Consider the following 13,938-nt stretch of genomic DNA (forward strand, 5'->3'; position numbering starts at 1 on the left):
TGGCCGATTCGTGAGGAACGACGAGAATTGCCGAAACCTTCATCGCGACCGACGAAACGCCCGGCCGCCGCTATGGGTTACCGCCTGAGCCAGTCCACCGCCCGGGCGGCGGCGAAACCGATGAAGGCGTCACGCTCGGGAACTCTCGAACGGGCGTCGACGGCCCTGGTGAAGACGCCGACCGCGTACCGGCCACCGTCCGGGTACTCCACCACGCCGATCTCGTTGCGCAGCGAGGGCAGCGTGCCGGTCTTGCCGCTGATCCTGACGTCGTCGTCCGCGAAGCCGGAGCGCAGCCGGTGCGGCCACACCTGCAGTTCCAGCCAGCGCCGGACATCGGCGCACGCCGTCGCGGGTGCGGCTTCGTCACGCCAGATCAGGCCCAGCAGGCGGGTACTCTCCGCGGCGGTGGTCCGGCAGGTCTCTTCGGGTGTCAACGCGCGCAGCTTGGCCAGTTGTTCGGCCGGCATCGCGGCCAGGATCCGTTCGTCGTCCTGGTAGTCGATCCCGAGGTCCTCGCCGATCGTGCGCAACAGGTCCCCGCAGTCGTGGGGGACGGCCGTGTGCGGGAGGTCGAGCCGCCGCAGCGTCTTGGCGACCGCGGCCTTTCCCACCTTCCCGAGGATCAGGTCCGTGGCGACGTTGTCGCTGATGCCGATCATCAGGACGGCGAGGTCGTACCAGGACATCGTGAGGTCGTGGCGGAACGTCGCGAGGCCGTACGGACTGGCGGTCGGATGTCCCGGTGGAACCGTGATCCGCTCGGCGAGGTCGAGTTCACCGTCGGCCGCCTGCCGGGCAAGTTCCACTGCTACGGGAACCTTGAACACGGACGCGGTGACCACCGGCTCCTCGGCGTCGATACCCACCTGTCGCGGGCTGTCCAGGTCAGCGGCGTGCAGCCATACCTGGACGCCGACTTCCGCGGCCCGGCCGGTGATTGTCTCGACCAGTTCCGATTCGGTGACCATGGGGTCCCTTCTTTCTGTCGGGGGTGGATTCTGTCCGGACGGGATCTGTTTCCCGGGTACGCCGGCCGATTATTTGGCGCCGGCCGACCACTTGGCGCCGGTCGACTACTTGGCGCCGGCAGGCTCCTTGGTTCCGGCCGGCGGGAAGGTGAACTGTTCGGCTCGCTGCGGGACCCAGAACGCGATCACCGCGGTGAGCAGCGTGGTGCAGATCAGGAAGCCGAACGCGGCGGTGTAGGAGAACGCGTCCGCCAGCCAGCCCATCGCCAGCGGCGCGATCACACCGGCGACCTGGCCGCCGAAGTTCGTCACTCCGGAGCCGAGGCCGGCCACCGCCGTGGGAAGCACCCGCAGCGGAAGGCCGAAGACGCACATCGTCGCCATCCCGAACACTCCGACGGCCAAGGTCTCGTAGAGAGTGAACGTCGCCGCGCTGCCCGCCGACACCATCAGAACGAGCAGGACCGCGGTCACCGTCGCGATGGACACCAGGTACCACCTGGCCTTGTCATGGAAGTACCGGTCGAACAGCCAGCCGCCGAAGATGGTCGTCGCGAAGCCCACCAGACTCGGGATCGCCGACAGCACCCCGGTCTCGTTCAACGACAGGTGTCTGGCCTCCAGCAGATAGCTGGGCACCCAGGTGACCAGGCCGTAACCGAGCATGTTCATCGCGCAGAACAGCACCGCGAACTTCCACACCGCCGGGGACCTGAGCACTTGCGCGCGCGAGACCGCGGGCGGCGTCACCGTCGTCTGCGGAAGCCGGCTCAGCCGGTCCGGCAGCGCCTTGGGCAGAAGCGCCCACAACCCAATGCCGATGGCCGCACCGCAACCCGCCATCCAGAAGAAGGTGTGCCGCCAGCCGATGCCCGTCAGCAACGGGGCGACGAGCAGCGGCGCGAGGCCGGCGATCCCGCTGGCGGACAGCATCACGCTCGTGGCGGTCCCCCGTCTCGCCGGTGTCGTCCGTTCCGCCATGGCTTTGAACGACGCCGCCGGGAAAGCTCCCTGACAGGCACCGAACAGACCGCGGAACAGCAGGAGCAGACCGAACGTGCCGGCCATTCCGGTCAGTGCGGTGAACAGCGACCACAACACGAGCGTGACCAGCATCGGTCCGCGGGAGCCGTACCGATCGGCCAGGAAACCCGCGGGTATCTGGCAGATCATGTAGACCAGCGCGAAGACGGTGACGAGCGAGCCCTGTGCCGTCTTGCCGAGTTGGAACTCCTCTCCGATCGACGGCAGAGCCATGCTGATCGAGAAACGGTCGATGTAGTCGATCGACCAGGCGCACAGCATGACCACCATCGTGATCGTTGCCGTCCGGTTGACCCGCTTCGGTGTCCAGGTGTCCTCGGTGATCACCGCCGTCATGGCTACCTCCGTACCGCTGCGTCGGGGTTGACGGCCCATCCTGGACATCAGGTGACGCAGCGGATTCGTGGAGTTCCACAAACCTTCAGGTGGTGTTCGGGCGGTGCGGACGTTGTCCTGGTGCGGCGCCCGGCTTCTGCTCGCGGTGGCGAGCCGGGTGGAGCCGGAGTTGCAGCATCGCCGCGAACCGCTCGCCGGGGTCGTCCAGATTGATCTCACCGACTTCCGCGACCCGTCGCAGCCGGTACCGGAAGGTGTTGGGGTGCACGTACGCCGCGGCGGAAGCGGCGGCGACGTCGCCGAAGGCGTCCAGCCAGCACGAGAGCGTGTGGACGAGCTGCGACTGGTGCCGGGCGTCGTAGTCGAGCAGGCGGGCGACGGGGCCGGTCGCCACGTCCCCGCGCGCGGCGGCCAGGTCGGCGAGGTCGAGCATGAGTGCGTCGACGTGGACCTCCTCCGCCGTGGCCACGCGCCGGGCGCCCCCGTTGGCGAGCAGCACCCGCAGCGCGCGGTCCGCGCCGTCACGCGAGCGGCTGAGCGCGGAGCCGTCGAGAGCGGGCGGGCCGATGCCGATCGCCGCGTCCACGCGTTGCCCGGTGCGCTCAAGGAAGGTCGACGCGACGCGGACCGAACGCTCCCGGCAGTCCGTCTGGCTCCCCGGCATCGGCACGATGCCGTAGGCCACGTCGCCCACCAGCGCCACGGCCGAGCGCGCCTGGACCGCGCTCAGATGCATGGCCAGCGCGTCGGCGACCCGCTGGCGGTCCGCGACCCGGCGCAGACCGTCCTCCGTCGACGGATCTGCTTCCGAGCCGCCGAACAGCCCCAGGGCGAGGACGATCGCGGGCTGTCCCACGAGCCCGAGCCGCGCAATCGCCTCCGGTGCCCCGGTGCCGCCTTCCAGCGCGGTGCTCACCAGGTCGGCGCGCAGCCTGCGTTCGACATCGGCGCCCGCGCGCAGGCGCAACATGTGGAGCGCGACGACCTTGCCGGCGTCGACCAGCGCCTGCGTCCGCTCCTTGGACAGGGGCCCGGGCACCGCGGCCCAGATCGAGCCGAGGATCTCGTCGCCGGCCCGCACCGCGAGCGCCACCCGGGGAACGGTCATCGACTCGTCGTGGAGCGGATCGACGTACACGGGCGCATGGCCGCGATGAAGTCGATCGAAGACTCCGTTGCGTGCCAGGTCGAGGGTGAACCGTTCCGGTACCTGGCGCCCCAGGATCGTCTCCACGCGGGACTGGTCGGCCTCGTCCTGGCGGCCGGAGAAGGCGAGCACGCGTGAGCTGCGGTCCTCGATGGTGACCGGCGCGTCCAGGAGCGAGGCCACGGCGTTGGCCAGCGCGAACAGGTCGCCCGACGGCATGCCGCCCAGCGTCTGCGGTGAGATGTCGCCGATGTCTCCCTCGACGAGCAGGGTGCGGAGCATGGCGGCGATCTGCGCCCAGGAGGCTCCGCGGGTGAGTCCGAGCAGGGCGACGCCGGACTCGTCGGCTGCCCGCCGGATCTCCACGGTCGCGGTGAACGGTGACCGGACGACGAGCGCTGCCGCGCCCTTGCGACCGAGGTCGTACAGGAGGCGGACCACGTCGTCCGGTTCGTGGACACCCACACCCAGGACGACGGCCTGCGCGGGGAACTGCGCTTCGTCGAGCGGGTCGTGGATGACTACGCCGCTCAGTTGCCGGCGCGTGCTCCCGCCGCCGGCGATCGACTCCAGCAGCACGTCCCCGAGGTCGTCGAGGACGCGCGCCAGGCTTGTGTGTGGCTTGCCAGACGTCGGTGTCAGCATCGCCCAAAAGTATCTCCGGCCGCACCGGAACCTATTGGTCCGATCCGACCGGATTTCACGGCGAATTCGTCGCGTGCTACGAACCGAGCCACGCCTTCGAGGTGGTTACCTCCGCCAGCAGGTCGGGAATCGGCCTGACACCGAGGCCCGGCCCCTGGGGCACCGGCAGGTGTCCGTCCTTCAGGACGAACGGTTCGGTGATGTCGGTCCGGTAGAACCGGTCCGACGCCGAGGTGTCTCCGGGCAGGGTGAATCCGGGCAGCGAGGCGAGCGCGACGTTGGCCGCCCGGCCGAGCCCGGTCTCGATCATGCCACCGCACCAAACGGGGATCCCATGGGCGGCGCAGACGTCGTGCACGCGCCGTGCCTCGAGGTACCCGCCGACCCGGCCGGGCTTGATGTTCACGATGCGGCAGGCACCGAGCGTGATCGCGTCGGCAGCGGAGCGGGCGGACACGATCGACTCGTCGAGGCAGACCGGCGTGCGGATGCGACGGGACAGCTCGGCGTGGCCCAGGAGGTCCTCCTCGTCCAGGGGCTGCTCGATGAGGAGGAGCTCGAAGGGGTCCAGACGGGCGAGCTGGGACACGTCGGCGAGGGTGTACGCCGTGTTGGCGTCGACCTGCAGCAGCACGTCGTCGCCGAAACGCTCCCTCACCGCTCGCACCGGCTCGACGTCCCAACCGGGTTCGATCTTCAGCTTGATCCGCACATAGCCGGCGTCGAGATAGCCGCCCACCGCATCAAGGAGTTGAGGGACGGAGTCCATGATGCCGACCGAGACCCCGCACGGAACGGAATCCCGTGTGGACCCGAGCGCGGCGGCGAAGGACAGGTCGTGTGCTCGCAGTTCGGCGTCGAGCACGGCCATTTCGAGCGCGGCCTTCGCCATCCGGTGCCCCTTGAACCTGGCCAGAAGGGGCGCGACCCGGCTCGCGGTGACCTCGCCCGCCTCCATCAGGGCCGGGACCAGGAAGTTCCGCAGCACGTGTTCGGCGCCGTCGACGTATTCCGAGGAGTAGAGCGGACTTCCCATGGTGACGCACTCGCCCCAGCCCTCGCCGTTCGGCGTGACGACGCGTACGAGCAGCAGTTCCCGTACGTCCTGCGTACCGAATGACGTCCGGAACGGTGCCACCAACGGCATCTGCACACGCAGAAGTTCCACACCACTGGGCTTCATGACGGCTTCTCCCTTGAGACCACGTACCATCCGGCACGATCGAATCCGACGACCCTGGCTTCCTCCGCCATCAGGCCTCCCAACACCTCCCGCAGCGCGACGCGCCACGCCTGGCCCCGGCCCGGGTCCGTGCGCCGGAGTGTCTCGATGTCCGGCGGCACACCGACCAGGACGACCGGCCCGTCGGCCACTGCGGCCAGCGGGCCCCCGTCAGGTGCGACGGACAGGGCGGCTGCCGCACCGTGCTCCCGCAGCGCGGCGGCGTCGACCCGGGCGGGCTCACCGAGCGAGGCGGCGGAGGCCACCGGGCCCGACAGGTCCCAACGGACCATCAGCCGGTCGGTGTCATCGGCGCCGTTGATGCCGTCGCGCATCGGCCCGTAGAAGTCGGGCAGGTAGCGCGTCGGACCGGCGCCGAGCTTGGCCAGGTTGAAATGCGCGTTCCGCCGGACCAGGGGATCGAACGTCCAGGTGATCAGCGAGACGTGCTGGCGCAACGCCCAGGCGCGCTGGTGCAGTTTGAGGGCGAACCCGATCGCCCGGCCGAGGCCTCGCGGCGCGACCCCGGCGATGTGACTGTGCAGGCTCGCCTTGGCCGGGCTACCGAAGAAGCCGAGGCAGGCTCCCAGGAGCTCGTCCCCTTCATACGCCCCCGCGACATAGTTCCCCGCCGCGGACATCGCCCGCAGCAGCTCGGTCGTCACCGGTTGGGCACCGGAGCCCGGCTGCCAGATCGAGGCGAAGAGCCGGCAGACCTCGGTCAGGTCGGACACCTCGGTCAGGTCCCGGATTTCCACACGTGAGGCGGCGGCCGCAGCGGTCGCGGCGGCCGACGCGGCTGCACTCACAGCCGGGGAAACCAGAGCTGACTCATGTGTCGCAAGATCGGTCACGGGACTGTCCTTTCCGGGCCTGCCTGGCGGGCCACGGTGGTGCCGCGCCAGGGTTGTCCGCCGCGTTCGTCGTGGCGCACGGAGCTCAATTCGCCGACACGGCGTCGATCAGGGCGGTCAACAGAGCAGTGCGCCGCGGAAGTTCGGCGACGACGACATGTTCGTCGTCGGCGTGCGCACCGCCGCCCACGGCACCGAGGCCGTCGAGGGTGGGGACCCCTAGTCCGGCGGTGAAGTTCCCGTCCGAGGCACCGCCGACAGCGGCAGCGGTGAGATTCCCGAGACCGAGTTCGGCAGCGAGCGTCGCGGCGAGGTCGAACAGCCCCGAGGACGCCTCCGCCTGCAGCGGCGGGCGGTTGATGCCACCCGAGATCCGGATCCGCGAGCCGTCGAGTACGGGCCTCAGGTCCCGCACGGCCTGATCGACCCGCCGCTGTTCCGCTTCGTCCCACACACGTACGTCGACCGCCACGCCGGCACGCGCGGGAACGGTGTTGGTCGTGGTACCGGCGGACAGGGCCGTCGGCACGACGGTCGTACCCCGTTCGGCGTCGGCGAGTGCGGCGACGGCGAGGATCTGGTGCGCCACCTCCACTCCGGCGTTCACGCCCTTCTCCGGTTCGAGCCCGGCGTGCGCGGCCCGGCCGTCCACGTCGATCCGGTACAGGGAGACGCCCTTGCGGCGGCACTTGAGCGCTCCGCCGTCGGCCGACGCCTCCAGCACGAAGACCGCGTCGCAGCCGCGAGCCTCATCCTCGATCAGGCGCCGCGACGACGGGGAGCCGATCTCCTCGTCGCCGGTGACGAGGACCGAAAGACCCGAGCGGTTCCCGGCGGCCGCGGCGGCGTGCAGCGCCATCACGACGCCCGCCTTCATGTCGAAGCAGCCCGGCCCGCGCAGCACTCCGTCCAGGACGGAGTACGGGTGCGTCTCCAGCGATCCAGCGGGCCACACGGTGTCGTGGTGCCCGAGCAGCAGCACACGCGGCGCCTCGCCGAAGCGCCACCTCAGATGCGTACACCCGTCGATCACCACGCGGTCCGGTTCCGCGTCCAGCAGCCTGCGCCCCATCGCCGCCACGACGTCTGCGCTGCGGGCGACGGCTTCGTGATCGGAGGACGGCGACTCGCACCGCACCAGGGCCTCGATGTCGGCGAGGAGTGCCTCCACCGTCACTTCGGAACGCGTCGCCGTCATCGCGGCTCACCTCGCAGCGGCTGTCCGGCGAGTGCGTCGACTTGAAGCTCCCCCGCACTGACCACCGGAACACCACCGACGAACAGGTGCCGCACGCCCACGGACGGCCGCGTGGAGTCGAAGTAGGTCGCGCAATCGGTGATCGTCACCGGGTCGAGGACGACGATGTCGGCGTCCGCGCCGACGCCGAGGTGTCCCTTCCCCCGCGCGCCCGGCGCCACGTCGTCGAGGACGCGCGCCGGCAGGTGGGCACAGCGCCGGAACGCCTCCGGCCAGTCCCAGGCGCCGCTCTCGCGCACCATCACGCGCAGCGTCTTGGTGAACGTTCCCGCGGTGCGTGGGTGCGTCGTTCCCCCGGGCGGCAGCGGCCACTCGGTGCTGTCGTTGCTGCCGTCGGGCCAGTAGACCGGCATCGCGTCACTGGCGACGATCGCGTCCGGGAAGGCCATCGCCTGGTGCAGCATCGCGAGATCGTGCGAGTTGCCCTCGTCGAGGAACTCCAGAATGCAGGGCGCCCCGGGGTCAGTGTTGCGCAACTGCCGCAGGCGCCCCTCGTCGGCGATGCGTTCGCCCGATTCGAGCATCACGACGCTCGACGGGGACAGGCCCTTCATCCGCAGACGTTCGGCGTCGAGGAAGGCCGCGCCGATCGCGGTGCTGCCCGCCCCGTAGGGGTAGGCCTCGACCGTCACCCGGGATCCCGACCGCCGTGAGCCGTCCAACGCGCCGAGTACCCGGTCGATGTGGTGGCCCGACGTGCTGTTGACGTGACAGTGGTGCATCGCGGCGCCGGTCTCGGCCGCGGCGATGACGATCTCCTCGGAGCCGTCCGCCGGAGTGCCGGGATCCACCTCGACCAGCTCACGGACGTGGGTGTACGTCGGCACACCGGCCTTCGCGGCGAGCCGGGCGACGGCGAGGAACTCGGCCGGATCACTGTGCGGCGCGTACCCGAGGAGGACTCCGATACCGAGCGCTCCTGCGGCCAGTTCACCCTCGATCAGGGCCAGCCATTCGGCGAGTTCACGATCGGTGGAGGAGCGCTGCCATGCGGGGTTTCCCAGCACCGCGAGGCCGCTCCCGATCTGTGCGTCGGGCTGGATACCGGCGAGCACCTGGGCCCGGGCGCCGCCCCACGAGGCGGAAAAGCCGTAGTGCAGCGGGCGTCCGTCCGCGGCGGCCTCGGCGTACGCACGCCCGATGGGCATGAGGCCCGACTCCAGGTCGAGGGTCGTCGTCACACCGTCCATGGCCTGCAGCCGCTGCCCCGCGACGGAGTGCACGTGGCTGTGCAGGTCGACGAACCCCGGACCGACGACCAACCCCGTGACGTCGACGACCTCGCATCCCGGTGGCGCGTCGAGCCCCGCGGCCACAGCTCTGACCACGCCGTCGGACACGAGGACGTCGGCGATGCCGTCGAACTCTGTTCCCGGATCAATGACACGACCGCCACGCAAAAGTGTCTGCACGCTTTCGTCTCCTCGTCGAGGACGCACTGGAGCACCTGCTGGTCTCCAGTGCGAGCCTAGGAGGGGGACCAGGCACCGCTGTTGGTCCAGGCCGACGAATCCGTGGCCGCCTGTTCATACGCGCCGACGAACCCGGCCCGGACCACCGCGAATGCCCGGGTCGCACGTGAACGGCCACTGCTGTCCGGCCGCCGTTTCCGTGGGGTGGCCGCGGAGCAGCGCACGCGTGAGCAGACCGGTGGCAGCCGGGCCGAGGACGACCGTGTCGGCCACCAAGGCGACCCCCGCGCCGGCGGAGATCTGAGGTGCGGCACCGGTGAGGCCGCGGGCGAGGGGAATGAGCGTGGTCCAGGCGATGCCGACGCCGAGCCGGAGACCAGTGGCGGCCACCAGGAGTGCTTCCCAGCGCATCGTGCTCGGCTCCTGCGGTCCGGTTCGGGGCGGGGAAGACCCCGGCCCGAGCTCAGACGGAGGCGGTCGCGACCGCGAGGCCGAAGCCGATCAGTACGACGCCTGTGGTCCGCCCCAGAGCGCGGCGGATCCGCGGCTTCTCAAAAGTCCGCTCGCCCTCGGACAGCAGGAAATCGTCTTCGACGTGCTGGAGCTGTCCGACGCTGCTCTCCTGGACGAGCCCCTGCGTCGGCGCAGGGGCGTGATTGAGGACCTGTTCGTCACACGGCGGCCGGCGGCACCGTGGGCGTTGCCCAGGCCGACCCGGGGTCGCCGCTGTGGCCGTCGCGGTCTGCCCGGAGGCGCCAGTCCGGCTTCGTCCCTGCCTGCCTTGCGGTCAGGAGGTCGCGAGCCTGCCACCGTCAATTCGGTGAAGGCCATGAACCCGTCCAGGGAACAGAGAACCAATACGCCCGCCGTACTGCCGACGGCGAGTACGACGCGGGCAAGGGTGGGGGATCGATGTGCTCACCGCCTACTGCAAGGGCGTCAACAAGTGTCCCAGCCGGGTCAACGAGTGAGCGGCCCGTGCGAGGAATCGGTCGAGCAGCAGGCGTACATCGCGCGCTTCCTCCTCGACTGCACGGCGGTACCTCTCCTCGGCCATACCTTCCTGCGCGGGATGCTGCCGACGCGGGATGCAGTCCGGGTCATGGCCGGCGCGGCCGATGCCGTGGCACCGAATGCACTGGTCGCCTACGGGATCCCACTGGTGGACGACGATGACGAGCCGGTTACCGCCCCCATGGCACTGGGGTGGGTACGTGCACTCGTTTCCAGTGGCCCCGCGTTCTCGGATGCGTCCGTGATGGGCATGTCCCTGGTCCGGGTGGACACTTCCGCTGTCGAGCCCGCCCCACCGGCACGCGCGGACCAGGTGCTGCGCATCCTGCGGACACTGGCCTGGCCGGCCATCGAGACACCGCCGAGCCCCGCTCTGTGCGGCTTCCTCTTCACCGGGCAGGACAGCCTGCGTCTGTACATCGCGGTCGAGGAAGTCGGCGTCATTGCGGCCGATGTACGTCTCACCGGCGCGCTGACCGCCCTTCTCGCTGCGCTCCCGGCACTCGTGCGCGAGGAGGAACGCTGGACGACCGACGAGAGCGACCCGCACTGCGTCCACACAATCGACCTCACCGCGTGGTGAGAACCAGTGGGCAACGCAGCCACGACGGCCGCAGGAAGTCGCCCCACATGAGCACCAGTGACTCGGCGCGCCGCCACCTCTTGTCTGGGCCCTTGGCATGGGACCGTGATCGTTTCGGCGATGAAGGGGATCGAGGCCGGGACCGGGATGCGGGCCAGCGAGGTCATCAGCCAGGTGGCCGACGTGCCGGCAGGCCGGATCGCGGTGTTGTCCGGGCCGAACCTCGCCCGCGAGGTCATGGCCGGCCATCCCGCGGCCGCGACCGTCGACTGTCCCGACGAATCCGTCGCACGGCGTTTGCAGGCCGCCTTCCACACCCCGTACTTCCGGCCTTACACCAGTACGGACGTCCTTGGATGTGAGCTCGGCGGAGCGGCGAAGAACGTCATTGCGCTGGCGGTCGGTATTGCTGCGGGTATGGGTCTCGGTCACAACGCGGCGGCCGTGCTCATCTCCCGGGGCCTGGCGGAGAGCACCCGACCGGCCACGGCCCTTGGCGCCCACCCCGGCACCCTCGCGGGTCTGGCGGGCCTGGGCGACCTCATCGCCACCTACTCATCACCACTTTCGAGAATCCGTGCTTTCGGCCGGTGTCTTGGCCGTGGCCTGACCGCCCCGGGACCGGCGCCGCCGGACAGCCTGCCGGACGACGACTCCCGCCGCCTGCACAAGCTGTTCCCCGGCCACGCGGGCACCGCCTGCCTTTACTTCGTCGAGCACGTGTACGCGGCCGCCCCTGTCGTTCCCCTCCTTGCCCCGGACGGCGTCAACGTCTGGAACCACTTCCTCGAACTCGCCGCCGCATGAGCCGGCAACAAGACCGGGCCACAGCGTCCTCCGGCACACCGGCGGTGCGATGAGTGCGCCTCGGCGTCGGCAGCCTGGCACGCCCGTTCCACGGTCGAGGCGCGGCCACACAGAATCGGGCCATTGCCGCCACCGTGACGCCCCATGGCACCCACTGCACAGCGCAGTCGCCGCACGGGGCGGCCACGGTTTCAGGATGGCCGGAAACCCGCGGCGGATGCGGCCGAAGGGGTGACCATCCATCGAACGGAGACGTTTCGGATGCCGCGCCCCCGCATGCCCGGCACGTTCCGCACTATTCGTACAGAAGTCCAGGATTCCCCTCGTCGTCACCCGTTACGACGAGCTACGGGGCCCGTTCTTAGAGCACCCGTGCCATTCGATGACCTGATGGAGGACACGATGACTTCTCTTCCCGCGTCGCCCCTCGGATTCGAACGATGGCGGCCCTCCCCTGCCCGTCCCGGCACTGGTGTGCAGCGGGTCGGGCAGTTGGCCCGCTGCTCGGCACGGCCGGGTACGGGGTGGGCAGCCGGCCGTCCCCAGCTCCGCCGGTCACCGGGCACGTGCACGCGAAAGCGCCTGCCGTCCGGCAGGCGGGGGTGGCGACGGTGATGGCGCGCAGGAAGCAGAATCAGGGTGGTATCTCGCGTGCCGAGCAGGAGCTCTACGGGGGCCGGCTCCGGTGGGACCAGAATTTCGTGCGCTACGAAGGGGCGCTGACCCGGCTGGGGTTCGGTCAGATGGCGGCGGCGTTGCCGCGGATGGCCGGGATGGTGCTGCGTACGGGGTGGGAGGTCGACCGGCGGGCGCTGGCCGGGGTTGTGGCAGCGCAGGCCGGGCAGGGGGTGACCGCCGTGTGGGGTCTGGTGGCGGTCAACAGTGTCCTGACGCAGTTGTTCGCCGACGGGCCGACCTCGGACAAGCTTCATGAGTCCCTGCCGTCCCTGGCGGTACTGGCAGTGGTGTCCGTGGCCGCGGCCTTGCTGGCGGCGTGGTCGACGGCGATGTCCGGGCGTCTGGAGCCGCAGGTGGAACGGGCGGTGTCTGCCCGCTACTACGAGGCCGTGACCCGGGTCGAGGTGGAGGCGACCGAGCGGCCCGAGGTCCAGCGTGTGCTGGAGGCGGGGAAGTTCGGAACGGACTCGGCCCGCGCGATGCTGCGGCTGACCGTGGGTGTGAGCAATGTCCTGGTCGGCATGGTTGCTGCCGCCGCCGTGCTGGTGGCGCTGCACTGGACCCTGTTGCCGATGCTGCTGGCCATCGCCCTGCCCAAGGGATGGGGTGCGGTGCGCTCGGCGCGCCGCGACTACACCTCACGTCTGAACTGGGTCGATCACCGGAGGGCGATCGCCTCACTGCTGGCGTACCTGACCCGTCCCCATGCGGCGGGCGAGATCCGCGTGCACGCGGCGGGCGAGAAACTGCTGGCCGGATACGAGGAGATGTCGCAGCAGACGGAAATGGAGCAGCGGCGGTTGGCGCGGGCGCAGGCGCAGACCGACCTGGTCGCCGGGGGTTTCTCCGGTCTGGCCTCGCTCGCCGGCTATGGGTTGCTGTGGTGGTTGTTGAGCAGTGGTGGTCTGCCGCTGGCGGTCGGCGGGACCGCGGTCATCGCCATCCGTACGTGCACCGCGCGGCTGACGTCGCTGGTGCAGCAGGTCAACAGGCTGTACGAGGAGATGCTGTTCCTCTCCGACACCAAGAACGCCACCAAAGTGGCGGGCAAGCACGCCATCGCTTCCACCGGCGCGCCGCTGCCGCCCGACGTGTCCGCCGTGCATGTGGAGAACGTGTCGTTCGCCTACCCCGGTGCGGCGTCCCCCTCCCTGAAGGGGGTGACCATGTCGGTCCGCCGGGGAAGGGTGACGGCCCTGGTCGGCGCGAACGGTTCGGGCAAGACCACGCTGACCCGCATCATCGCCGGACTTGTGCTGCCGTCCGAAGGCCACGTGCGGTGGGCGGGCGAGGCCGGCGAACAGGTCGAACTCCGTGAAGCGGACCGGGCACAGGTCTTCGCCCAAGTAGCCATGCTCGCACAGGACTTCCCTCACTGGGAGATGACCGCGGCGACGAACGTGGCCATTGGCATCGGCGACCGGCCCCGCGACATGGACCGGGTCAAGGAAGCCGCACGGGCCGCAGACGTGAAAGACCTCGTCGAGGAGCTTCCCCACGGCTGGGACTCGATCGCCTTCAAAGGGTACGAGCGCGGGGTTCAGCTCTCCGGCGGGCAGTGGCAGAAGCTCGGAACCGCCCGCGTCCTGTACAGGAGCGCGCCGTTCCTCCTCGTCGACGAGCCGACCTCTGCGCTCGATCCCCATGCGGAGATCGCTGCGTTCCAGCGGTTGTGGTCACTGGCCGAGCGCGGTCACGCCGTCGTACTGGTCACGCACAGGCTGGCCGCGACAGCGAAGGCTGATCACATCTACGTCCTCGACCAGGGCGCCGTCGCCGAAGAGGGCACGCACGGCGAGCTCATGGCCATCAAGGGAGGTCTCTACCGGCAGATGTACGAGGCCCAGGCCGCACAGTACGGGCTCAGCCTGCCCGCCACGGGCGCCAGGATCCCCACGCCGCGCAGCGGCACGGACCGGCACGAGGAGGCCCAGTGAGCGGGTCACGCGCATCGGGCCGATCGCTGC

10 protein-coding genes and 1 pseudogene are annotated in these 13,938 nt (G+C 70.1%); 3 read left to right on the forward strand and 8 right to left on the reverse strand.

Annotated features, from left to right (window positions below):
- Positions 1-77: 77 nt before the first annotated feature.
- From ACGF8B_RS11710 to ACGF8B_RS11745, 8 genes are all read right to left on the reverse strand, one after another.
- A complete protein-coding gene (locus tag ACGF8B_RS11710; RefSeq protein ID WP_392737090.1) occupies positions 78-971 on the reverse strand; it encodes a serine hydrolase in 894 nt (297 codons plus the stop codon).
- Positions 972-1,076: 105 nt separating this feature from the next.
- Positions 1,077-2,351, reverse strand: a complete 1,275-nt coding sequence (locus ACGF8B_RS11715; RefSeq protein ID WP_392737092.1) for an MFS transporter — start codon at positions 2,349-2,351, stop codon at positions 1,077-1,079.
- Between the two features lie 85 nt (positions 2,352-2,436).
- The gene (locus tag ACGF8B_RS11720; protein WP_392737094.1) at positions 2,437-4,143 is read right to left on the reverse strand and encodes a PucR family transcriptional regulator; all 1,707 of its coding nucleotides are present in this window, start codon (positions 4,141-4,143) and stop codon (positions 2,437-2,439) included.
- A 76-nt stretch (positions 4,144-4,219) separates the two neighbouring features.
- A complete protein-coding gene (gene menC, locus ACGF8B_RS11725) occupies positions 4,220-5,326 on the reverse strand; it encodes an o-succinylbenzoate synthase (RefSeq protein ID WP_392737096.1) in 1,107 nt (368 codons plus the stop codon).
- Positions 5,323-6,174, reverse strand: coding sequence for a GNAT family N-acetyltransferase (locus ACGF8B_RS11730; protein ID WP_392737097.1), 852 nt, complete (start codon positions 6,172-6,174; stop codon positions 5,323-5,325). Before ACGF8B_RS11730 ends, menC begins: the two co-directional genes overlap by 4 nt.
- 130 nt (positions 6,175-6,304) lie before the next feature.
- Complete coding sequence (locus ACGF8B_RS11735; protein ID WP_392737099.1) at positions 6,305-7,417, reverse strand: M20 family metallopeptidase; 1,113 nt, start codon at positions 7,415-7,417, stop codon at positions 6,305-6,307.
- Positions 7,414-8,889: an amidohydrolase family protein gene (locus ACGF8B_RS11740; RefSeq protein WP_392737100.1), complete on the reverse strand. Its 1,476-nt coding sequence runs from the start codon at positions 8,887-8,889 to the stop codon at positions 7,414-7,416. Before ACGF8B_RS11740 ends, ACGF8B_RS11735 begins: the two co-directional genes overlap by 4 nt.
- Before the next feature lie 114 nt (positions 8,890-9,003).
- A complete protein-coding gene (locus ACGF8B_RS11745; protein WP_392737102.1) occupies positions 9,004-9,300 on the reverse strand; it encodes a hypothetical protein in 297 nt (98 codons plus the stop codon).
- 409 nt (positions 9,301-9,709) lie between these two features.
- Between ACGF8B_RS11745 and ACGF8B_RS11750 the strand changes: the two genes are divergently transcribed.
- From ACGF8B_RS11750 to ACGF8B_RS11760, 3 genes and pseudogenes are all read left to right on the forward strand, one after another.
- Complete coding sequence (locus tag ACGF8B_RS11750) at positions 9,710-10,486, forward strand: hypothetical protein (protein ID WP_392737103.1); 777 nt, start codon at positions 9,710-9,712, stop codon at positions 10,484-10,486.
- Between the two features lie 102 nt (positions 10,487-10,588).
- Positions 10,589-11,098: pseudogene (locus ACGF8B_RS11755) on the forward strand (glycerol-3-phosphate acyltransferase); the annotation flags it as partial.
- 809 nt (positions 11,099-11,907) lie between these two features.
- A complete protein-coding gene (locus tag ACGF8B_RS11760; RefSeq protein WP_392737105.1) occupies positions 11,908-13,908 on the forward strand; it encodes an ATP-binding cassette domain-containing protein in 2,001 nt (666 codons plus the stop codon).
- Positions 13,909-13,938 lie beyond the last annotated feature (30 nt).

It is taken from the genome of Streptomyces sp. NPDC047917 (genome assembly GCF_043204345.1).
Classification (GTDB): domain Bacteria; phylum Actinomycetota; class Actinomycetes; order Streptomycetales; family Streptomycetaceae; genus Streptomyces; species Streptomyces sanglieri.

Excerpts from the sequence above, each read along its gene's own strand:
- ACGF8B_RS11735 (WP_392737099.1), bottom strand. The coding sequence starts at position 7,417 with ATGACGGCGACGCGTTCCGAAGTGACGGTGGAGGCACTCCTCGCCGAC.
- ACGF8B_RS11745 (WP_392737102.1), bottom strand. The coding sequence starts at position 9,300 with ATGCGCTGGGAAGCACTCCTGGTGGCCGCCACTGGTCTCCGGCTCGGC.
- ACGF8B_RS11720 (WP_392737094.1), bottom strand. The coding sequence starts at position 4,143 with ATGCTGACACCGACGTCTGGCAAGCCACACACAAGCCTGGCGCGCGTC.
- menC (WP_392737096.1), bottom strand. The coding sequence starts at position 5,326 with ATGAAGCCCAGTGGTGTGGAACTTCTGCGTGTGCAGATGCCGTTGGTG.
- ACGF8B_RS11715 (WP_392737092.1), bottom strand. The coding sequence starts at position 2,351 with ATGACGGCGGTGATCACCGAGGACACCTGGACACCGAAGCGGGTCAAC.
- ACGF8B_RS11760 (WP_392737105.1), top strand. The coding sequence starts at position 11,908 with ATGGCGCGCAGGAAGCAGAATCAGGGTGGTATCTCGCGTGCCGAGCAG.
- ACGF8B_RS11710 (WP_392737090.1), bottom strand. The coding sequence starts at position 971 with ATGGTCACCGAATCGGAACTGGTCGAGACAATCACCGGCCGGGCCGCG.